The sequence below is a fragment of the Kribbella shirazensis genome (genome assembly GCF_011761605.1).
Lineage (GTDB): Bacteria > Actinomycetota > Actinomycetes > Propionibacteriales > Kribbellaceae > Kribbella > Kribbella shirazensis.
Genome location: NZ_JAASRO010000001.1, coordinates 4,196,026 through 4,217,260, shown reverse-complemented (window position 1 = coordinate 4,217,260; position 21,235 = coordinate 4,196,026). Strand labels below are relative to the sequence as shown.

The window sequence follows — 21,235 nt, the reverse complement described above, 5'->3', positions numbered from 1 at the left end:
GCGTGCTCCCGACCAGACTGGTCGATCGCCGGACGTCGCGGGTGAGCGCCGCCAAGGCGTCCGTGCCGTTCGGTACGCGATCAGCCTGAGTGGTCGGGAGCGGTTCGCGGCTTCTCGTGAATCAGTGAGCCGCGACCTCGTAGACACGGGCGATGTCGGGGGTGGTTGCGGACGGATCGGTAATGGTCAGGCGGATCTGGTCGACGGTGGCAGTCGGGCCGGGGATCGAGACCAGCGAGCGGGTGTTCCCGGTGACCGTGCCGAGCTGGACCCAGCCGGCGGCCGTGTGCGCCTCGACCCGGAAGGCGGACAGAACGGTGCCGGTGGCAACGTTCGGGAAGCCGTACCCGCTGTAGACATCGACCTGGTTGACGTCCTTGTAGGTGCCCAGATTCAGAGTCAGTACGGGTGTCGTGTCGCCGACGGCCGACATCCACCGCCCGGAGTCCGCGCACGACCCGTCGACCGCCTTCGCCGCACCGGACGACGCGTCGTACGTCGAGGAGGCGGTTGCGGTGGCGCCACGGGCCAGATGGTCCGAGCACGGTGAGACCGCGGGGGCACCTGCCAGCCAGTCGCGGATGAAGGCACCTTGGTACTCACCGCTGAGCAGATTCCAGTTCTTGTCGAACATCACCGGCGCCCAGAAGTTGTCGAAGATCCACCCCATCCAGCCGATCTGCGGTCGCGCGTCCAGGTACTGCCGCAGCGGCAGTCCCCAACCGGACGTCGTCCCCCTGGTCACCTGGTTCGCCGAGGACGACGGATCCCAGCCGAACTCGGTCAGTACGACCGGCAGCGTGGCGGACGCGGTGCCGAATTTCGGGTCGAGGTTGGCCGCGGTCGCCGGGCCCTGGTTCGGGTAGAGGTGGTAGACGTAGGCGATGTTGCCGCCGGTGATCGGATCTGTCAGCGCGCCGTTGAGCCGAGTACTCCAGGACGGGCTGCCCATCAGGATCACGTTCTGCGCGACCGACCGGATCGAGGTCACCACCGGCTGGATGTACGACTTCCAGGTCGCCCAGTTGTCCGGCGCGATCGGCTCGTTGAACACCTCGAAGAGCACGTTCGGATTGTTCGCGTACCGCGGCGCGATGAAGTCCCAGAAGCCCTTCACCTGCGACTGCGGTACGGCGCCGGCGCCGTCACCGTAGTTGCGGACCAGGTGCAGGTCGATGATCACGTAGAGACCTTTGGCGATCGCGTGGTCGACGTACGGCTTGATGTAAGTCGCGTCGTACGCCGCGAGATCCTTGCCGAGGGCCTCGGTGACGAGCAGCCGGAGTACCTTGGAGTTCCAGCCGTTGGACACCGTCATGTCGATCAGTTCGTTGATCGGTTTGGCGTTGCAGTCGGTGCAGACGTCGTTCTGCTCGGGCGCGATCACGGACAGGCCTTTGAGGGTGATGTTGGTACCCGCACTGTTCTTGATCCGGTTGCCCTCGGTGTGCAGAGCCGGGAGTGCGGTTGTCTGGGCCGTGGCGTTCACCAGGGACACCGCGGACAACAACATGGTGGAGCACAGGGCGATGAAGGACTTCCTGAGCACAGGCTTCTCCTTTGTACAGTTGACCACCTGGAGTTTCCGGCCCCGGGCGTGACGCTCCTCTCAGTCGCGATGGGTTCTGATGTGGTCCGGCCAGGACAGCCGGATACCGAGGCCGTCGGACAGCAGATGCTGATAGTCGGCCAGGTGTGTGGGGTCGTTGCGGACCTTCCGTGGGGCAAGTCCGTTCGTGAGACAGAAGCTGACCAAGGCGCCGACGGCCTCACCGATGCTCCACTCGACGGGATGCAGGCGGTAGCAGCCGTTGGTCACATGGGTGGAGCCGATGTTCTTGTTGGCCGGCAGCAGGTTGTCCACCCGGACCGGGATCAGCGCACCGAGCGGGATCTGGAACGGATACGCCTCGATGTCGACATACGTCCGTCCGGCCGTACTCGGATGCAGATCGATCCGGTACCGCCCGAGCCCCACCGCGTCCGCGAACACCTCGCTGCCTGCCCCCTCCGGACGCGCGGCCACGCCGACGTGCTGCTCCAGCACGGTGAACTCGGCCGCGATCCGCCGCGACTCCCGGATGTACGGCGTCTTGGCCAGACCATCCGCCGTACCGGTGATGTCCGGACGCAGCCGCAGGCCCGGATACCCGGCCTCGGTCTGCATCCAGTAGAGGAACGACAGCGACAAGTCCCGACTCGCTGCCAACGTCTGCGAAGGATCCTCGACGCCGATCAACGGCCGTTCCCAGTAGTCGATCTGCGGCCAGTTCACCACTGTGACATCCGGAATCGCATCGTCGACAAAGTTGCTCGCAGCAAGAATCCGGCGAAACTCCCACAGTGGGAACGGCGCATGCTCCGAAGGGTTGCGCTCGAACAACCGCCACTCCCGCTGCTGCAGGGTGATCGGTACGACGTCCCGCCAGGACAACTGCGGTCCCGGCCAGAACGGCGCGACGGTGTCCCGCCAGTGCGCGTACCCGGCCGGACGGTCGATCGTGTGGTCCTCCCCCGGCCGGTGCTCCAGCGCGAAGCACCACGAGATCGCCTGCTGATCCGCCGGATCGGCGACCTCCGGGGCGTGCAGTTCGCCGGTCACGGACTGGCTCTCGGCGCCCACCACGTGCTCGACCCCGGCCAGCTCCAGCAAGTCACCCAACTCGGTCGCATCGACGACGTACGTCGCGCTGATCGTCCGCTCGGTCCCGGAACGCAGATCGCGCACCGTCACCGCGCTCAGAGAGTCGCCATTGGTGTGCGCAGCGATCGCCGAGTGCTCGAGCAGGACGGTGACCCGTTCGTTGGCCCGCCATGGCGCGAGCATCTCCTCGAGGACCGCGGCGGCCACGCGCGGTTCATGACAGAACCGGCTGACGATGCCGCGGCCGGGATCCAGCAGCGGGTCGTCCGCTACGTCGGGCCGCAGCGGGTAGTTCCGCCGGTAGTAGTCCCGGATCCGCCGGCGGAGTTCGGCGTACCCCGGCGCGGCGTACTCCTCGATCCAGGGGTGCTCGTCGGGCGGCACCGCCTGGCTGGTCAGCTGGCCGCCGAGCCAGTCGGTCGGCTCGGTCAGGACGACGCGCCAACCCAGCCGGGCCGCGGTCAACGCTGCCGCGACACCTCCCAGGCCGCCCCCGACCACCAGTACGTCCGTTGCGAGTTCCACCCAGTTCTCCTTAACGAGGGTCGGCGATGGTTTCTCCGGCCACGAGATCGCACTGCACGAGCTGACTGAGCGGAGGCTGGTCCGGGTCCTCGACCCGGGCCACCAGCGCGTCGATCGCGATCCGGCCGATCTCCTTGCGCGGGATCACCAGACAGTCCCAGCGATGCCCGGGCTCGGTGCCCGACCCCTCCAGGACCGCCACAGAGACATCCGACGGGATGCTCCGGCCCCGCGCCGCCAGGCCACGGCGGAGGTCCTCCGCGAGTCGCACGCTCTCCGCGACCACCGCGGTCTCGGGCCCCTTGGCCAGCTCGTCCAGCCATTCGTCCGTGAGCCAAGGCTCGTCGTGGAACCCGGGTGAGCGGTCGTGCAGTCCGAGCCGGTCGACGGCGTTGCGATAACCCGTACGGCGGTCGGCGTACGACTCCTGCTCGATGCCCTCGCGCAGATACGCGAGATTGCGGTGACCGCGGGCGGCGAGCGACTCGACGATCCGCGCGGCGGCGCTCTCGTAGTCGGGGACGATGCACGGGATCGCCGCGCCTGGCACCTCGCGGCGGCCGATGTGGACGAACACGTAGCCGTCGTGCCACAGCCGGGCGAGCTCTTCCCGGTCGGTGGCGACACCGAGCAACACGCTGCCATCGGCCAGGTTCAGCCGGTTGGTGCCGTCGCGGTAGATGCGGCGGCGGCCGTCACTCGTCCCGGTCGAGGTGAACAGCACCAGGTCGTAGCCGACCTCCTCGGCGCGTTCCTCGATCCCGAGCAGGAACTCGAAGTAGAAGTCCTCGCGGGCGTGCGGGAACACGGCCTCGAACGTGTGGACACCGAGCAGCCGGTTGCGCTTGTTGCGCAGGTTCCGGGCGGCCGCGTTCGGCACGTACCCGAGCTCCTTCACCGCGGCACGGATCCGCTGCCGGGTCTCCTCCGGGATCCGGTCGACGTCCCCGCTGACCACGCGCGAGACCGCGGACTGCGACACCCCCGCGAGCCGAGCAACATCAGATTGTCTTGGCGCCTTCATGCGTTCTCCTGCTGCCAGCAGTGCGTCCACTGCCCATTGGGTCGTTCCGTCCGTCGTGGTGCCTCGGTCCGGCAGATGTCCATCGCGACCGGGCAGCGCGGATGGAAGCGGCAACCGGCCGGCGGATCGATCAGGCTCGGAGGTTCACCGAGATCCTCATCGTCCAAGAAGGCATCCCGACGGCTGCGTTCGGGGTCGGGCGACGAGTCGATCAGCAGTTGCGTGTAGGGATGCAGCGGCGCCGCGATCACGTCCTCTTTCGGACCGCCCTCGACCATCTGCCCGGCGTACATCACGACGATGTCGTCGCACAGGTAGCGCGCGCTGGCGATGTCGTGGGTGATGTAGAGCAGCGCCAGACCCTCCTCGGTCCGCAGGCGGTCCAGCAGGTTGAGCATCTCCAGCCGGATCGACACGTCCAGCATGGAGATCGGCTCGTCCCCGAGCAGTACCTTCGGCTCGACCGCCAAGGCCCGGGCGATCACCACCCGCTGCCGTTGCCCACCGGACAACTCGTGCGGAAACTTGTCGATGAACTGCTCCGCCGGCGACAGACTCACCCGCTCGAGCAACTCCACCACCCGCCCCTCGAGCTCCGCCTTCGTCCGTACGGCGTGATGCAGCTTGACGGCCCGTTCCAGGTTGTACCGCACCCGGTGCAACGGATTGAGCGAGCCGAACGGGTCCTGAAAGATCAGTTGTACGTCGCTGTAGTAGGCCCGCGGCTTTCCCTGAACCGTCTTCCCGTGCAACCGGATCTCACCGGACGTCGGCGGATAGAACCTGGCCAGCATCCTGGCCAACGTCGTCTTCCCACTGCCACTCTCACCGACCAGCGCAACGATCCGGCCCGGTTGCAGCGCGAGCGTCGCATCCTCAACCGCGCGCACCACCGCACGACCGGCCGTGAAGTGCTTCGACACCCCACGAGCCTCGAGAACGGGTTGACTCATGCTCGATCATCTCCCGACGGATACAGCCGACAGGCCACCGCGTGCTCGTCGACAGTCAGCAATTCCGGACGCTCTCGGTCGCAACCGTCGAACCGGTCGGGACAGCGCGGGTGGAACGAGCAGCCGGGTGGTGGATTGAGGAGGTCCGGTGGACTGCCTGGGATGCCCGTCAGCCGGCGCAGCGGCGAGCGCAACGGTGGGAACGAGTCGCGCAGGCCGCGGGTATAGGGGTGTCTCGGCTTGGTGTAGAGCGATTCGGCGGTGCCGATCTCGACGATCCGGCCCGCGTACATGATCGCGATCCGGTCGGCCAGCTCGAGCAGCAGCGACAGATCGTGGGTGACGAAAACGACCGAGAAGCCCAGTTCACGCCGCAGGCGCAGGACCTGGGCCAGGATCTGCCGTTGCATCACCACGTCGACCGCCGTGGTCGGCTCATCCATCACCACGAGCTCAGGACCACACGCCAGCGCGAGCGCGATACTGGCCCGCTGCCGCATCCCGCCGGACAGCTCGTGGGGATAGCTACGGACCCGATCGGCCGAGATCCCGACCATGCCGAGGAGCGTCGCCGCCTTCGCCCACGCCTGCTCGCGGCTCAGGCTCCGGTCGTGCGAACGCAGTACGTCGACGAACTGAGCGCCGACCCGCATTACCGGATTGAGCGCGTCCATCGCGCTCTGCAACACGATCGCCAGCGAGGTCCATCGCAACGAGCGCAACCCGGACGGCGACAGCGTGACCAGATCGACCGGCTCGGCGCCGGCACGCGGGTGGAAGGTGATACTGCCCGCGGTGGTTGCGGCGGGCGGACGCTGGAGCCGCATCAAGGCGGTGATCAGGGTCGACTTGCCGGAGCCGGACTCACCCGCGACACCGAGGATCTCGCCCCGGCGGAGCTCGAACGAAACGGCGTCGCAGGCTCGAACCGGGGTGTCGCCAGTCGCGTATTCGACAGTGAGCCCACGCACGTCGAGGACCGCCAGGCCGGCAGCTGGATCGCTGGTCATCACGCCTCCACCGCCTTGCGTGTCCGCACGAGCACGGAACGTCGGGCCATCCGCAGTTTGGGGTTCGACACCTCGTCGACGCCGAAGTTGACCATCGTCGCCGCCGTACCGATCAAGGCGATACACAACCCCGGCGGCACGAACCACCACCACAACCCGCGCAGTACGGCGCTCTGCTGCTGAGCGGACTGGATCATCGTGCCCCAGCTGATCGAGCCGGAGTCGGAGATACCGAGGAACGCAAGCCCGGCCTCCGCCATCACACCGCCGATCATGCCGTGCAGGAACATCGCCGAGATCCAGCCGGTCAGGTGCGGAAGGATCTCGCAGAAGATCAGCCGGCGATGGGGTTCGCCCACCATCCGCATCGCCAGCACGAAGTCACGGCTGCTCAGACTGAGCGCCTGGGCCCGGAGTGTCCGGGCACCGCCGGACCAGCCGAACAGACCGATGATCAGCGCGATCACCCACGGCCCGGTGCCCTGGACGTAGCCGGCCACGATCAGGATCAGCGGCAGGACCGGCATCACCAGGAAGAGGTTGGTCAAGAAGTTCAGTCCGTTGTCCACCGCACCGCCGAAGTACCCTGCCGGTACGCCGACAAGGACCGCGATCAGCGTGCCGATAGCGGCCGCGAGGATGCCGACCAGCATCGAACCGCGAGCACCGGCGATGGTCTGCGCGAGAACGTCCTGACCGAACTGGGTGGTGCCGAACAGATGGTCCGCACTCGGGGGCTCAGAGATCGAGGTGATGTCGTTGGCGCGCGGGTCCGCACTGATCAGGGGACCGAAGATGGCAAGCAGTACGAAGAACACCAGCACTGACAGCCCTACGCGGACCTTCCAGCTTGCGAGCACTTCACCTCACCCCTTCGCCCGGATGCGCGGATCGAGCAGTACGTACGCCAGGTCGGCGACCAGGTTGGCCAGGAGAACGGCCAACGTGATCAGCAGGAAGACGCCCTGCATCATCGGGTAGTCCCGCTTCTGCAGCGCCTCGTACAGCAGATAGCCGATCCCCGGGTAGCTGAAGACGATCTCGGTCAGCAGCGCACCGCCGACGACCCCGCCGAGCGCCATCGCGAAACCGGTGAAGCTCGGCAGCATCGCGTTCCGGGCGGCGTACCTGAACATCACCCGGCGCGGCGAGAGGCCTTTCGCCTGTGCGAGCAGCACGTAGTCCTCGCGGACCGTGGTCACCGTCATGTTCCGCATCCCGAGCAGCCAGCCGCCGAAGGCCGAGAACACGATCGTTGCTGCGGGCAATAGTCCGTGATGCAGCACGCTGACGGCGTACGCGAAACTGAACCCCTGTGGCAGGTCTGCGTCGTATCCGCCGGACAGCGGGGTCCAGCCGAGGACGAAGCCGAAGACCCAGAGGGCGAGCAGCGCGACCCAGAAGTACGGGACGCTCGACAGGAACGTGGTGAACGGAGTCAGGATGGCGTCGAATCGGCTGCCCGCTTTCCACCCGGCGACGACGCCCAGCAGTGTGCCGATCGCGAAGGCGGTGATGGTCGTCGCACCGACGAGCAGGAGCGTCCACGGCAGCGCCTGCAGGACCAGGTCGGCGACCGGGACCGGGAAGTTGACCACCGAGACGCCGAGGTCACCGTGTGACAGTTGGCGCGCGTAGTCGACGAACTGCTGCGCCAGGTTGTCCGACGGGTTGCCGAAGATCGCCCGGATCGACATCAGCGTCTCCGCCGGGACCTGCTGTCCGCTGACCCGTTCGAGCTCCTCGACGATCGCGGACGACGGATCGCCCGGCATCAGCCGTGGGAGCAGGAAGTTCAGCCCGATCGCGGCCACCGCCGCGGCCAGGTAGAACCCGAGCCGCCGGGCCAGGAACGCCAGTCTCATCGACATCTCCTCTCTCTGTGTCCGAAGCTGCGGGGCGCGCGGGGCCGGAATCGCGCGCCCCGCAGTGCTTCAGCTCCCCCGGCGTTGCAGTCCGAGCAGGGTGAGGATGGTGTCCGGGCCCATGCCGACGAACGGGATGTGGTCGAACTCGGCGGGCGTCGGCCAGCCGGTCCACCGCGTCGCATTGATCTCGACGAAGTAGTAGTTGTTGTAGATCGGGCTGAACGGGACCTTGTCGACCACGATCTTCTGCAGTTGCCGGCCGAGGGTCTTCAACTGCTCGACGTCGTCGGTGCGCTGCATCGCGGCGATCACCGCGTCGGTCGCAGGGTCGTTCCAGCGGCCCTGGTTCAGGGTTGCCGACTTGCCGATCGGCGTACGGTACGTGCTGCTCAGGAAGCGGTAGACGCCATACACCCCTGAGCCACCGGTGGACGCCGCGACGAGGTCGAACTGGCCGAGGTTCTGCTTGTCGTAGTACCCGGCGCTCGGCTGGCCGGCGCCCTTCACCTGCAGCCCGAGGGACTGCTTCCAGGTGTTGATCAGGATGTCGGCGTAGTTGCCCCAGCCCCAGTCGGCGTTGAACAGGATCGACGGCTGGTACCGCTTGCCGTCCTTCACCAGCGCACCCTGCTCGACGGTCCAGCCGCCGGCCGCCAGCTCGGCCTTGGCCGCCGTCGCGTCGACCTTCTGTACCGTGCCCTTGTACGCCGGATCGAGCCAGTCCGCGAACAGTTGCTCGGACAACCCGGTCGGACCTGCCTCGGTCCCCGGCCGTTGCAGCGTCGTCACGACGGCTGTGCGGTCGATCGTCATGGCGAGCGCACGGCGTACGTGGACATCGTCGAACGGCGGCTTGGCGGTGTTGAAGAGGACGGACATCGCGCCGCCGTTGGAGTACAGCTGGTACAGGTGCTTGTCCGGGTCCTTGGCGACGTACTCCTTCTCGCCGTTCGCCCAACTGTTGGACGCCCAGTCGACCTCGCCCTTGAGCAGCTGCGCCTTCAACGCGTCCGGGCTGGTCGGGATGATCTTGTACGTCGACATCGGCAGCTTCCCGCCCCAGTAATCGGTGCGGGCCTTCAGCGTGATCTGCTGCGGCTTGAACTCGCCGAGCGTGAACGGGCCGGTGCCGACCGGGTCCGGATTCGTCCAGGAGTTCAGGTTCTGCGTCGACCAGATGTGCTTCGGGACCATCGGGAGCAGGATGTTCGCGAACTGGTTCAGGGTCGCGTACGACGGTTCGCCGAAGCGGACCGCGACCGTGCTGGCGTCCACCTTCGCCACCGACTTGTAGGTGATGCCGGCGATGCTGAAGTCCGGCTTCTCGATCGGCAGCCCGAGTGAGTAGACCGCGTCGTCGGCGGTGAACTTCTTCCCGTCGGAGAACGTGACGTCGGTGCGCAGCTTGATGGTCAGCAGCTTGCCGGCTTCGGCGAACTGCCAACTCTCGGCCAGCCACGGCTTCACCACACCGCCGTCGCCGTAGTCGACCCGCATCAGCGGCTCGTACACCAGCTCCATGTTCGGTGCCTTGTCGGTGGCCGGACCGAGCACGTTGTAGTTCCGGACGAACGTCGTACCACCGTCGGTCTTGCCGTGCACGATGGTGGCGCCGGCCGCGCCGTCACCGGACTTCGGCGCCGCCGGACCCGAACACCCCGCCAGAAGGGCTCCCACCAGCAGCCCGATCGCCCAGCGCATGACATCACTCCCACCACGAGAAGTTGATTGTTCATACGTATGAGCACTCGATTAAGCACCAGCAGAGGCGTGCTCTTACGTATGCGCAGGAACCTACGAACAACCCACAACCACTGTCAAGAGGTCACCGGTTCCGGAACTTCCAGTGCCAGATCCGGCTGCCGACAGCGCGGACGTCGTCCCAGGCGAGGTCTTCCGCTCGCCCGCCGTCAGGACGGAACCATGACGGACCGCGGACCGCCGCCTCGGGGGTGCTTCGGAGCGTCGGGCGCGACGGTTCCGTCCGGGGCGATGTGGTCGATGATCTGCTCGATGAGGACGAGGACATGGGGATCGTCGACGGAGTAGATCTGGCGGCGGCCCTCACGGCTGGCGGTGATCAAACCGGCGAGGCGCAACTTGGCCAGATGCTGGCTGGCGGTGGTGATGCTCACCCCGGCCCGCTCGGCCAGCGTCCCCACGTCGTGCTCGCCGACAGTCGCCAGCCACAGCAGATGAAGCCGTACCGGAGCGACGAGCAGCGCAAGGGTCTGGCACGCAGCGTCCAGCTGAGGCTTCGTGGGCTGCGTCATGTCAGCCGTGCCGCGGTGGCGGTCAGGAACGTGACAAGGAAGGCGAGAGCCAACGGCAGCAAGGTCGCCGTGGCCGTCCATTTGAGACTCCTGGTTTCCTTCCAGATGGTCAGAACGGTCGTGCTGCACGGGTTGTGCAGCAGGCTGAAGAGCATCAGATTGACACCGGTCAGGAGCGTCCAGCCACCGGCTTCGATCAACACGGACGCGGTCTCGGCGTCACCGAGCTCCAGCAGCACACCACCCGGTACGCCGAAGTCGACCGGCCCGACCGTCATCGTCAGCAGCAGGATCGCCGGGATGATGATCTCGTTGGCCGGTATCGCGACGACGTATGCGAGCAGGATGACGCCGTTCAGGCCGAGCGCGAGCCCCAGCGGATCCAACCCGTGCACGAGGTGCGCTGCGAGGCTCTCCCCCACGACGTCGACGTTGCCGATCAGCCAGATGACCGCACCGGCCGGCGCGGCCATGACCACGGCCCTGCGCAGCACCTTGAGAGTTCGGTCGATGATGCTGGTGTAGATCGTGCGCAGGACCTGCGGCGGCCGGTACGGCGGAAGCTCGAGCGAGTAGACCGAGGTCGCGCCGCGAAGAACGGTCTTCGACAGCATCCACGACACCACCAGGGTCATAACGATGCCGAGGACCGCTACGAGGACCACACTCGCGGCGGCCACCAGCCCGGCGGCACCGGGCGGAGCCAGCTGCCCGATGAAGATGGTGCCCATCAGGATCAGGGTCGGCCAGCGTCCGTTGCAGATGCTGAAGTTGTTCGTGATGACGGCGATCAGGCGTTCCCGCGGACTGTCGATGATGCGGGTCGCAGTCACCCCGGCCGCGTTGCAGCCGTAGCCCATCATCATCGTCAGCGACTGCTTGCCATGGGCACCGGCAGCGGCGAACAGCCGATCCAGGTTGAAGGCCACCCGCGGCAGGTAACCGAAGTCCTCCAGCAGGGTGAACAACGGAAAGAAGATCGCCATCGGTGGCAGCATGACCGCGATCACCCAGGCGGTGCCGAGGTAGACGCCGTCCGCGACGAGCCCGGTCAGCCACCACGGCGCACCACCGAGCAGGTCACGTACGACGGCGTGTCCGTCCTGCACGAGCAGCCGATAGAGCAGGTCGGACGGTACGGCGGCACCGGCGATGGTGAACCAGAAGACGGCGAAGAACAGCAACGCCATCACGACGAAGCCCCACACGCGGTGGGTCAGCACGCGATCGAGCGCACCGTCGACGCGCTGACGAACCCGTCGGCCTTCCGTCCGGACGCAGAACCGCGCGATCCGGTCCGCCTCGGCGAACACCACCAGGGCCGCATCGTCGTCGGAAAGATCCTCGTTCGGCGGCCGACGCACCCGGGATGTGAAACTGCCGGTTGCCACCGATTCGACCGACGACATCAGATCGGCGATCCCGCGACCTCGCCGCGCCGCGGTAGCGACCACGGGTACGCCGAGTGAGCGCGCCAGCCGTCTGGTGTCGACAACGATTCCATGTCGCTCGGCCTCGTCGACCAGATTCAGCGCGACCACGACGTGGTGGGTGACCTGCAGGATCTGGAGTACGAGGCCCAGGTGGCGCTCCAGCCGGGTCGCGTCGACCACGACCACGGTGACGTCGTGGATGCCGTTCTCCAGGTAGGCACGGGCGACGTCTTCCTCCCCCGTCGCCGATCGCAGCGAGTAGACCCCGGGCAGGTCGACGACCTTGTACCCGCGCCCGTTGTGCCGGTAGCCGCCTTCGGCCCGGGTGACCGTCGTACCGGGCCAGTTCCCGGAGCGTTGCCGCAGTCCGGTGAGGGCGTTGAACACCGTGCTTTTGCCGGTGTTCGGGTTGCCGGCGACCACGACCACGAAGTCGTGACTGCCGGCAACCACCTCCAACCGCTGCGGGTTGAGCGCGCAGCTCACGCAGTCGTGACTCATGTCGCCGCCAGTTCGACATGAATCGCCCGGGCTTGCGTGCGGCGCAGCACGATCAGGCTGCCCCGGACCAGGTACGCGGTGGGATCGCCCAGTGGACTCGTCAGATCGGCCCGTACCTCGGTGCCGGGCAGGATCCCGAGGTCCATCAGCCGGAGCCTTTCGGCGCCGGCGCTGTCCAGTGCGATCACCACCGCACTGGACGCCCGTGGGAGCTGGTCGAGTGTCATGGGTCAGTAGATGTTGGAGGGACGGACCATGCCTTCGGCCAGGTCACCGAAGCCCGGGGCCATGATCGCGCCGGGGTGGCCGATGACCTCCTCGACGACGGCGGTCTCCGTCGTGATCAACAGTGCCGCGATGGACGCCGCGCTCTCCAGTGCCGCGCGCGTGACCTTGAGCGGATCCATCACCCCTTCGTCGAACATGTCCGCGTAGGCGCCGGTCAGGGCGTTGAACCCGTGGCCCAGCGGCAGGCCGGCCACCTTCTCGATCACCTCGTCGCCGTCGTACCCGGCGTTGATCGCGATCCAGCGCAACGGTTCGGACAACGCCCGCCGGACCACTTCACGGCCGACCGCGTCGTCACCGGTCAGCTCGACCCGGGACACCGTTTCCTGCGCCTGGACCAGCGCCGTACCTCCGCCTGCGACGACCCCTTCCTCGAGAGCGGCCCGGGTCGCGGCCAGCGAGTCCTCGACCCGCAGCATCCGCTCCTTGAGCTCGACACTCGTCGCGCCGCCGACCCGGACCACGGCCACCCGGCCGGACAGCCGGGCCATCCGGAGCTGCAGGTTGTCCTGGTCGGCATCGATCCTGGCCCGCTCGAACTGCGTCTCCAACTGGGCCAGCCGGGCCTCGACCAGCCTCGGATCGCCATGGCCGCCGACGATCGTCGTACCGTTCTCCGTGATCGTGATCCGGTCACACGATCCGAGGTGGTCGAGCGCGACCTCGGCCAGCTCGAGGCCGGTGTCGTTCGCGATCACACGGCCGCCGAGGGCGACCGCGAGATCCTCGAGTTCGGCGAGCCGGCGGTGGCCGAAGCCAGGAGCCCGGACGACAACCGACCGCATGGTGTTGTGCATGTTGCCGCCCACCAACAGCTGGAGCGCGGGGCCGTCGACATCCTCCGCCAGCACGACCAGCGGCCGGTCCGCCCGCTTGGCCACCTCGACGGTCGGCATGATGTCCTGGACCTGGGTGATCTTCTTGTTGGTGAGCAGGATGACCGGATTCTCGTACACGGCCTCCATCCGCTCCCGGTCGGTGACCATGTACATCGAGATGTAGCCGTGGTCGAACTCGATCCCGTCCACCACGTCGACCGACAGGCCGAAGGTCTCGGATTCCTCGGTGGTGACGATTCCGTTCCGGCCGACCCGATCGACCGCCTCTGCGACCGTGTCGCCGATGGACTCGTCGTCGCTGGCGGCCAGGGTCGCGATGTGCCGCAGGTCCTGCCGGCCGCCGACGTCCGCAGCCCACGAACGCAGCGTCTCGACCACGACGGGTACGGTCTGCTCGATGCCCCGCCGTACCCGCATCGGGTTGGCGCCGGCGTCGACGGCCCGCAGTCCTTCGCGGACCATGGCCTGGGCGAGCACCGTGGCAGTCGTCGTCCCGTCGCCGACCACGCCGTTGGTCTTCATCGCGACTTCCTTGACCAGCTGCGCACCCATGTTGGCGAACGGCTCGCGCAGCTGGATCTCGCGGGCGATGGTCACGCCGTCGTTGGTGATGGTCGGCGGGCCGGTCAGCTTCTCCAGTACGGCGTTGCGCCCCTTCGGACCCAGCGTCACCTTGATCGCGTCGGCCAGGGCGTTCACACCCGACTCGAGCAACCGGCGCGCTTCCTCGTTGAACCTCAGCTCTTTTGCCATGATCAGACCGCCCTCTCTTGTCAGGAAATGTGACAGTGGGTCACGGGATGAGAATCGCCCGGCCGCGGACCCTGCCCGCGTCGAGGTCGTCGATCGCCTGCTGGAAGTCGGCGAGCGGGTACTTGGTGGTGTGCAGGGTGACCTTGCCCTGCGCGGCGAGCACCATCAGCTCCTGCAGGTCGTTGTACGAACCGACGAGATTGCCGATGAAGTTGATCTCGGTCGAGATGATGTCGATCGTCGGTACGTCGATGTTCTCGCCGTACCCGACGACGTAGTAGTTGCCGGCCCGGCGCAGCATCGCCACGCCCTCGGCGGTGGCGCCGCCCTCGCCGACGAAGTCGATCACGGCCTCCGCGCCCTTCCCGCCCGTCAGCTCCAGCACGTCGTCCACTTGGGTGCCGTCGGCAACGATGCCGAGGTCGGCGCCGATCTCCACGGCGAGCCGGACCGCGGCCGGGTTCCGGTCCACCACGACGAGGGTCGCGGCCGAGATCGCCTTCAGCACCTGGATGCCGATGTGGCCGAGGCCGCCGGCGCCGATGATCACGCAGACATCCCCCGGCCGAGTGGCGCGCGCTGCCTTCGCCGCCGCGTGGTACGCCGTCAGGCCCGCATCGGCCAGGGCCGCGACGTCCGCCGGCTCCAGGTTGTCGTCGATCCGGACCACGCTGCGGGCGGTGGTGCGCAGGTACTCGGCGTACCCACCGTTCGTGTCGATGCCCGCGAACTGGCTGTTCTCACAGTGCACGTCGTCACCGAACCGGCAGGCACGGCACAGACCGCAGGTGATCAGTGGGTGCAGGATGACCTTGTCACCGACCTTCACGTTCGTAACCGCCGCACCGACGGCGTGCACCCAGCCCGCGTTCTCGTGGCCGATCGTGTACGGCAGCGCGACGCCGGTCTTCTCCGCCCATTGGCCCTCCAGGATGTGGAGGTCGGTCCGGCAGACGCCGGCGCCACCGATCCGGACGACGACGTCGAGCGGGCCCTGAACAGCAGGCTCTGCTACGTCGGTCAGCTGCAGCTTCGTGTGGTAACCGACCACCTGGACCGCTCTCATGATGTGCTCCTCAGATTCGTGACTCGGGTTGACATGCCGCCGGGCTCGGCGTCGGCGTACCGGGTCGCGAGCAGTCCGCGGCAGAAGTGTGAGTTGCCCTCGATCGAGATGCGGACGGCCTTGGCGAACCGCAGCCGAAGCGGGACGGCCGACGGTTCGAGCGGCCCGCCGTACTCGTCGACGACAACCGGTTCGCCAGGGTCGACGCCGAGGCCGATGGCGACGCGGCGGCGCAGTAGTGCCTCCTTGGTGCGCCCTTCCGGCAGCTGGGCGAGCGTGATCAGGTGCAGGTCGTCGACTGTCAGGTCGGTGTCGCGCAGCAACCGGGCGGCAGAGCGTTCCATCGCCGCGGTGTGCGCCTTGCGGAGGAAGATCGAGCGCAGCTCGTCCAGGCTGGTGTCCGCCTCGACGCCGAACGTGCCGACGTACCCGGCGTCCGCGACCAGGCCGGCGTTGATCTTCTCCGAGTCGTGGTGATCGTCGAGCTGCACCACGATCCGTCCCAGACCCTCAACCCGTCGCAACGCGTCCTGAGCGTCCGACGCCATGAGATAGGCGAAATTCGGCGAACAGAACGACGTCGGCAGCCTGAGGTGAACGGTCACTCCCGTGTCGTCCAGACGGATCGACCGGACGAATCCCAGCTCGGTGATCGGCTCGTCCAGCTCGGGATCCATGACCGTCGCCAGGGCAGCCAGGACCTCGTCCACCAGAGAGGTTGCGACGGCGGTCATGAGCGTGCGCCGGCCGCTACCTCGACTCCGGCGTCGCCGGCCACGGTCGGAAGCCGGAGGTCGGCCGGGACGTCGAGGTCGTACATCGCGGCCGCGTTGAGACCGAGGATCTTCTTCTTCTGATCCGTCGTGATCGGTGCGTACTCCGTCATGTCGGCCGGGATCTGGAAGTCGACGAACTTCTCGACCAGCCACTTCGGTGTCCACAGGGCGTAGTCGCTGGCGAAGAAGATCTTGTCCTCGCCGATCCAGTAGAGCAACTCACCGATGATCTGGGCGAAGTACCGCGGCCGGGTGTGGATGAACGGTATCGCCACCGCGAGACCGCCGTACACGTTGGACTCCTGGGTCGCGATCCAGCAGAAGTCCTCGAGTCGCGGCAGGCCGACGTGCTCGACGATGAAGTTGAGGTCGAGGTAGTCGGTCGCGACCTTGTCGATGTCGGCGACGTCGAAGGCGTCCCGGTCCAGCGGGCGGATCGTCGGGCCCTTGTGGACGTGGATGTTGGTGATGCCGAGCTTCAGGCACTCCTCGAGATAGCAGCGCGACCACGGGTCGTCGAGCTTGTAGCCGCGGGAGTCGCCGTGCCACTCGGCGGTGTAGAGCTTCACGCCTTTGAGCTGCATCCGGTCGGCGTCCCGGCGCAGTTGTTCGAGGCCGGCCTCGCCGTACCGGGGATCGTAGGCGTGGTTGTAGGTGAGCTTGTCCGGGTGCTCGGTGGCCAGGCCGAACGCCTCCTCGGTCTGGCCGAACCCGGTCTTGTAGAAGTCGCTGAGCAGTGTGGCCTGGAAGATCGCGTGATCGACGTACCCCTCCTCGAAGAGGTCCTTCATCAGCCGCTGGCCGCCGTAGTACGTGTAGGTGTCGTAATCCCAGACGACCTCTTCCGGGCTGAGGTTCTTGTGGTAGTCGTAGAAGCAGTCGATGAACTGCTTGCCGTGCACGTTCTTCAGGTTCGACTCGCGGCCGTCCCAGATGTGCACGTGTGCGTCGACCACGTAGTACTTCTCACCGTTCTTCTCGTACATGACGTCCTCGCTTTGTCGTCAGGCTGATCGGGATGAGCCCCGGTCCGGGAGCCACCTCCCCCGGACCGGAGCGGCGTCGGGGCTAGTGCGCGGTCAGGTCGAAGCCGATGTACTCGGCGGCGTCCTCGGGGCTGGCGAACAGGATCGTCTTGTCGTCGAGATGGACCATCCGGCCGTAGTGGGTGGAGCTGATCTCCTCGAACACCGAGCCGTCGAACTCCGACCCCAGCGCTTCGGTCAGCTCGGCGTAGTCGAAGTCGAGCAGGCCGACGCCGTCGACCCGGATCATCGACGGGTACTCGGTCAGCTCGACACCGTCCTTGGCGCCCATCACGGTCGCGACGACCCGGCCGATCGGCGTGTTCATCAGGGTCACGCCGCACTTGTTCGAGAACGCGGTCTCGGATCCGAACTGCATCGTCACTGGTCCAGCTCCTTCGGAATATCGAGCCCGAGCTCGTCGAGCAGCGAACGGAACTTCTGCTTGGCCGCGTCGAAACTGGCCGCGAACGTGACCGCCTTGTCGGCCGGCTGCGACCAGATCGGCTGCAGCGCCCGCGCGGCCGCGAGGCTGCGCGGCACCCAGGTCGCCATCCACTCGCCGAACAGCACCTTGTTGGTCTCGCCGTACTGCTCGTCCCGGGTCAGCAACCGGAACAGGTTGCGGGTGTAGGCGAGATCGCGGTCGTAGTCGTGTTCACCGGTGCCGACGATGGTCGGCGTGATGTAGTCGCCGTTGCGGGCGGCGATCTGCATCACCAGCTCGCTGCGGAACAGCGAGCCGACCAACTGCTCGAACACGACGTTGGTCGCGAACAGCAGCTCACACCAGTCGCCGACAGCGGTCAGCCGCTCGACCACCTCGCGAGTCGGCTGCCACTCCGGCGCGCTCTTCCAGACCTCCTGGTGCGCCGAGCCGTCGAACGGTACGTCGGCCTCGGACAGATCGAGGTTGAACAGCGCGAGGTCCTGGGCGAACCGCAGTTTGTGTGCCGCGTTCACCGCGACCGCCGTGTTGATCATGTTCGTCGGGCCGGAGCGCTGCACCGCGGTGAACACGTGCAGGCCGAGACCGTTCTCCGCATGCATCCAGGCGCCGAGGTTGCGCTCGATGAACGTCAGCCAGGCCGCGTTCCAGCCGTCGTACGCCCGGGCACGCTTGGCGTTCTGCAGGCACAGGTCGACCTGGCGGACGACCGCGGAGTTGTTCCGGTAGATCGTCTGGTCCCACTCCTCGTTCGGGTCGAGGAACGCGTGCCAGTTGGACGACTTCGCCGCCGTCCACTCCTTCGGGTAGCCACCGGGTCCGTCGCCGAAGCCGTAGATCCATCCCTGGCTCAGGTGCCGATCGGGGTCCGGCTGGACGTCGACAGTGACGTCCTCGTACATCGTCGCCCGCAGCTTGGCCGGCTGGTAGTAGTTGTAGGTCCGGCTCTTCGAGCTCGGGAACTCCAGCGCCCCGGCCTCCGAGTCGGTGAACTCGATCTTCGGGAAACTGCGTTGCTTCGTTTGGGCCATCTCAGACTCCGTCGGTAGTCGCTGGGCTGGTGAACTTGTCGTAGAAGACCTGGTCCTTCGGTACGTCGTGCGCGTCGAGGAGCGCGAGTGCCGCGTCGACCATCGGAGGCGGGCCGCACAGGTACGCCTCGCACCTGTTCAGCTGCGGCTCGCGGCGCTCGACCACGTCGCTGACGTTGCCGACCTCGAAATCACCGGAGGCCGACTCCGACAGGCACGGCACGAACTCGAAGTCGGTGAGTGTCGCTCCGAGGTCGCGGATCGCGTCCAGGTAGAAGAGGTCGGCCGCCGTCCGGGCGCCGTAGTAGAACCGGACCGGCCGGGTGCTGCCGGTCTCGCTGAGGTGCCGAAGGATCGACAGGATGGGCGCCATCCCCGCGCCGCCGGCGATGCAGACCACCGGGAGCACGTGGCCGTCCTTCAGGGTGGACGACCCGTACGGTCCGGTCATCGACAGCTCGTCCCCGACGGCCAGGCCGTTGTCGAGCAGGCCGGAGAACCGGCCGCCGGGATACTTCTTGATGAGGAACTCGATCTCCTCCGGCGCCGACGGGGTCGTCGCCATCGAGAACGAACGGTGTTCGTCGCTCCCCGGGATGGTGAGATCGGCGTACTGCCCGGGCTTGAACTCGAACGGCTCCGTCGGCTTCAGCCGCAGCGACACGATGTCGCGGGTGACCGGGTCGATCGCCGCGACCCTGGTCGTGACCGTGGTGATCGGCAGGCCGCCGAGCAACTCGTCCTCGTCGAAGTTCAGCAACTCGATGGTGCAGTCGCTGAACGCGTGCGCCTTGCAGAGCAGCACGTACCCCTCCGCGACCTCGGCGTCGTTGCAGGCGAACGTCGAGTAGCGCTCCATCTGGATCTCGCCCTCGAGCACGTACGACTTGCACGCCGAGCACTGCCCTTCGCGACAGCCGTGCATCAGGTGGATGCCCTGCCGGAACGCCGCGTCGAGAATCTTCTCGTCCTCGCCGACCTCCATCTCGAGGTCGACCGGCTCGAACTGAATGCGGTGTCTGTCGGCCACGAAGGCCTCCTCAGGTGCCGGCGGCTGGTGACGACGCTCATCCCCGCGGCGCCACCAGCCGGATCAGGGGTGGGTTCAGGCGACCTTCGTGCCGTTCGCGCGGTACGCCGCGACGTGCGCCTCGCGCTCCGCGTCGGACATCTCGTTCAGCAGCACGTTCGGGCTGTTGAACGTGTTTCCCCGGACGTCGTCGAGAGTCCACATCTTCTTCGGGTCGTCCAGGTCGAGGTGCGGCTGCCCGATCAGGGTCTTGCCGTCGTCGCGGACGTACCCCAAGTCCTGAACGATGTCGGCGAGATCCTTGCCGTGGTGCAGCGTCTCCCACTCGCGGAACCCGGTGAGGCGGCCCATGTTCGGCGTCGCGCGCCCGTCGTACTCACCGCGGAACGCGACCGCGTCGGTCCAGTAGCAGGTCTCCGAGCAGTACGTGCGCCACTGGTCGTCGACCTTCTCGACCACCATGTCCTCGTGGATCAGCGCCGGCACCATGCAGGTCCAGCAGCGGTGCGGGTACTGGTAGCCGACATCCTCGAAGGCGATCGGCTTGTTCCGGCCCGGGTAGGCCAGCCGGTTGTAGTTCTCCCACCACTTGCCGTACTTCGAGTACCAGCCGGGGTACTTGTCCTCGAACCACTCGAAGTCCTTGTCGGTCATCGCGTCGATCCGCCAGTAGTTCACCGGCCATCCGGTCGCGAAGAACCGTGCCACCTCGTGCACGTAGCCCTTGTCCACGATCCGTTTCCAGGCCTCCTCCACCAGGTCGTGCGGGATGGTGAGCCCGTACTTCTCCAGCGGCAGCAGGTAGCTGCGGTAGTAGTCGTCGTAGATCCAGCGGCGCCACATCTCCGCATAGCTCTCACGATCCTTGCGACGGTCCTTCGTGCCGTACTCGATGAACGTGCCGATGGCCGCGTCCACGACACAGTGGTTGTTCCACCACGCGTAGCGCAGGTCGCGCTCGAGCAGCGGCCGGTTGCGTTCGTCGGCCAGCGCCATCAGCAGGATCGAGTAACCGTTGCTGATGTGCCGCGACTCGTCGGACTGCACCGAGTGGAAGACCGTCGGCAGCAGGTAGTCGCCGTTCGCCGCGGCCTCGTCCGGCATCGCCACGAACAGAGTGTTGGTGAAGGCGGTCTCGGCCACCACGGTCAGGTAGATGTTCGCGGCGGTGATCGCGTCGCCGGTGATGAACCCCTCACCGAACTGCCGGCCGATGGTGCCCGCGTAGTTGTTCGCGAACGCCTTCTCGGTCATGTCGAACCCAGCCGGGTCGATGTAGTTGTTCATGTACAGCTTCTTGAGGTTCATCTGGATCGTCGAGTGCCGGACCTCGTCGATCATCTGCACCGCGAGTCCGTTGTGAATCTCCGGGTTCGGTACGGCGTCGATCGCCATCGGCATCGCCCGGGCCGCCGAGATCTCCGGGAACGGGATGATGCTGAGGAACAACTTCTGCCACTCGAGCCAGCGCTGCTGGACCTGGCGGAACATGTTGCCCCGGATAGCGCCGTCCATGGCGCCGTACACGCGGTTGTCCTTCTCCTCCTCCATCGGGAAGTACGACCGCATGATCTGCTTCAGCGGGTCCTTCTTCGGCGCCTTCTCGAACGTGTAGTCGGTCCCGAAACGGGTCGCCGGAGTCGCGAAGGTGGGTTCCCACGAGAGCTCGGTGATCTTGGCATGCGCCTTGGTGAGACTCTGCCTACTCAATGTCTGCCTCCAGGGTCGGGAGCCGGCGTCGGTCCGGC

General features: G+C 66.8%; 19 protein-coding genes. All 19 read right to left on the bottom strand.

Annotated elements, in window-relative coordinates:
* Window positions 1-121 precede the first annotated feature (121 nt).
* Complete coding sequence (locus BJY22_RS20550) at window positions 122-1,549, bottom strand: cellulase family glycosylhydrolase (protein ID WP_167209136.1); 1,428 nt, start codon at window positions 1,547-1,549, stop codon at window positions 122-124.
* Window positions 1,550-1,609: 60 nt separating this feature from the next.
* Window positions 1,610-3,169 carry an FAD-dependent oxidoreductase gene (locus BJY22_RS20545; RefSeq protein ID WP_167209134.1) on the bottom strand — a complete coding sequence of 520 codons (1,560 nt, stop codon included), beginning with the start codon at window positions 3,167-3,169 and terminating at the stop codon, window positions 1,610-1,612.
* Window positions 3,170-3,179: 10 nt separating this feature from the next.
* Window positions 3,180-4,193 carry a LacI family DNA-binding transcriptional regulator gene (locus BJY22_RS20540; protein WP_167209132.1) on the bottom strand — a complete coding sequence of 338 codons (1,014 nt, stop codon included), beginning with the start codon at window positions 4,191-4,193 and terminating at the stop codon, window positions 3,180-3,182.
* Window positions 4,190-5,146: an ABC transporter ATP-binding protein gene (locus BJY22_RS20535; protein ID WP_167209130.1), complete on the bottom strand. Its 957-nt coding sequence runs from the start codon at window positions 5,144-5,146 to the stop codon at window positions 4,190-4,192. Before BJY22_RS20535 ends, BJY22_RS20540 begins: the two co-directional genes overlap by 4 nt.
* The gene (locus BJY22_RS20530) at window positions 5,143-6,156 is read right to left on the bottom strand and encodes an ABC transporter ATP-binding protein (protein WP_167209128.1); all 1,014 of its coding nucleotides are present in this window, start codon (window positions 6,154-6,156) and stop codon (window positions 5,143-5,145) included. Before BJY22_RS20530 ends, BJY22_RS20535 begins: the two co-directional genes overlap by 4 nt.
* Window positions 6,156-7,016, bottom strand: a complete 861-nt coding sequence (locus BJY22_RS20525) for an ABC transporter permease subunit (protein WP_167209126.1) — start codon at window positions 7,014-7,016, stop codon at window positions 6,156-6,158. Before BJY22_RS20525 ends, BJY22_RS20530 begins: the two co-directional genes overlap by 1 nt.
* A gap of 6 nt (window positions 7,017-7,022) precedes the next feature.
* On the bottom strand, window positions 7,023-8,021 hold the full coding sequence (locus tag BJY22_RS20520; protein ID WP_238350412.1) for an ABC transporter permease: 999 nt from the start codon (window positions 8,019-8,021) through the stop codon (window positions 7,023-7,025).
* Window positions 8,022-8,090: 69 nt separating this feature from the next.
* Window positions 8,091-9,725 (bottom strand): ABC transporter substrate-binding protein, encoded by a 1,635-nt coding sequence (locus tag BJY22_RS20515; protein ID WP_167209124.1) that lies wholly within the window; start codon window positions 9,723-9,725, stop codon window positions 8,091-8,093.
* A 209-nt stretch (window positions 9,726-9,934) separates the two neighbouring features.
* Window positions 9,935-10,297 carry an ArsR/SmtB family transcription factor gene (locus BJY22_RS20510; protein ID WP_167209122.1) on the bottom strand — a complete coding sequence of 121 codons (363 nt, stop codon included), beginning with the start codon at window positions 10,295-10,297 and terminating at the stop codon, window positions 9,935-9,937.
* Window positions 10,294-12,231 carry a ferrous iron transporter B gene (feoB, locus tag BJY22_RS20505; protein WP_167209120.1) on the bottom strand — a complete coding sequence of 646 codons (1,938 nt, stop codon included), beginning with the start codon at window positions 12,229-12,231 and terminating at the stop codon, window positions 10,294-10,296. The genes BJY22_RS20510 and feoB overlap by 4 nt, the downstream gene beginning before the upstream one ends.
* The gene (locus BJY22_RS20500; protein WP_167209118.1) at window positions 12,228-12,458 is read right to left on the bottom strand and encodes a FeoA family protein; all 231 of its coding nucleotides are present in this window, start codon (window positions 12,456-12,458) and stop codon (window positions 12,228-12,230) included. Before BJY22_RS20500 ends, feoB begins: the two co-directional genes overlap by 4 nt.
* 3 nt (window positions 12,459-12,461) lie before the next feature.
* Window positions 12,462-14,111 (bottom strand): chaperonin GroEL, encoded by a 1,650-nt coding sequence (gene groL / locus BJY22_RS20495; protein ID WP_167209116.1) that lies wholly within the window; start codon window positions 14,109-14,111, stop codon window positions 12,462-12,464.
* Window positions 14,112-14,151: 40 nt separating this feature from the next.
* Window positions 14,152-15,177, bottom strand: a complete 1,026-nt coding sequence (locus BJY22_RS20490) for an NAD(P)-dependent alcohol dehydrogenase (RefSeq protein WP_167209114.1) — start codon at window positions 15,175-15,177, stop codon at window positions 14,152-14,154.
* Window positions 15,174-15,911: an iron-sulfur cluster assembly protein gene (locus BJY22_RS20485; protein ID WP_167209112.1), complete on the bottom strand. Its 738-nt coding sequence runs from the start codon at window positions 15,909-15,911 to the stop codon at window positions 15,174-15,176. The genes BJY22_RS20490 and BJY22_RS20485 overlap by 4 nt, the downstream gene beginning before the upstream one ends.
* Window positions 15,908-16,939, bottom strand: coding sequence for an amidohydrolase family protein (locus tag BJY22_RS20480; RefSeq protein WP_167209110.1), 1,032 nt, complete (start codon window positions 16,937-16,939; stop codon window positions 15,908-15,910). Before BJY22_RS20480 ends, BJY22_RS20485 begins: the two co-directional genes overlap by 4 nt.
* Before the next feature lie 82 nt (window positions 16,940-17,021).
* The gene (gene mimD, locus BJY22_RS20475) at window positions 17,022-17,357 is read right to left on the bottom strand and encodes a propane 2-monooxygenase effector subunit MimD (protein ID WP_238351124.1); all 336 of its coding nucleotides are present in this window, start codon (window positions 17,355-17,357) and stop codon (window positions 17,022-17,024) included.
* A gap of 2 nt (window positions 17,358-17,359) precedes the next feature.
* Window positions 17,360-18,457 (bottom strand): aromatic/alkene monooxygenase hydroxylase subunit beta, encoded by a 1,098-nt coding sequence (locus BJY22_RS20470; RefSeq protein ID WP_167209106.1) that lies wholly within the window; start codon window positions 18,455-18,457, stop codon window positions 17,360-17,362.
* 1 nt (window position 18,458) lies between these two features.
* Window positions 18,459-19,487: a 2Fe-2S iron-sulfur cluster-binding protein gene (locus BJY22_RS42990; RefSeq protein WP_167209104.1), complete on the bottom strand. Its 1,029-nt coding sequence runs from the start codon at window positions 19,485-19,487 to the stop codon at window positions 18,459-18,461.
* A gap of 75 nt (window positions 19,488-19,562) precedes the next feature.
* Window positions 19,563-21,197 carry a ferritin family protein gene (locus BJY22_RS20460; protein WP_167209102.1) on the bottom strand — a complete coding sequence of 545 codons (1,635 nt, stop codon included), beginning with the start codon at window positions 21,195-21,197 and terminating at the stop codon, window positions 19,563-19,565.
* Window positions 21,198-21,235: the final 38 nt, after the last annotated feature.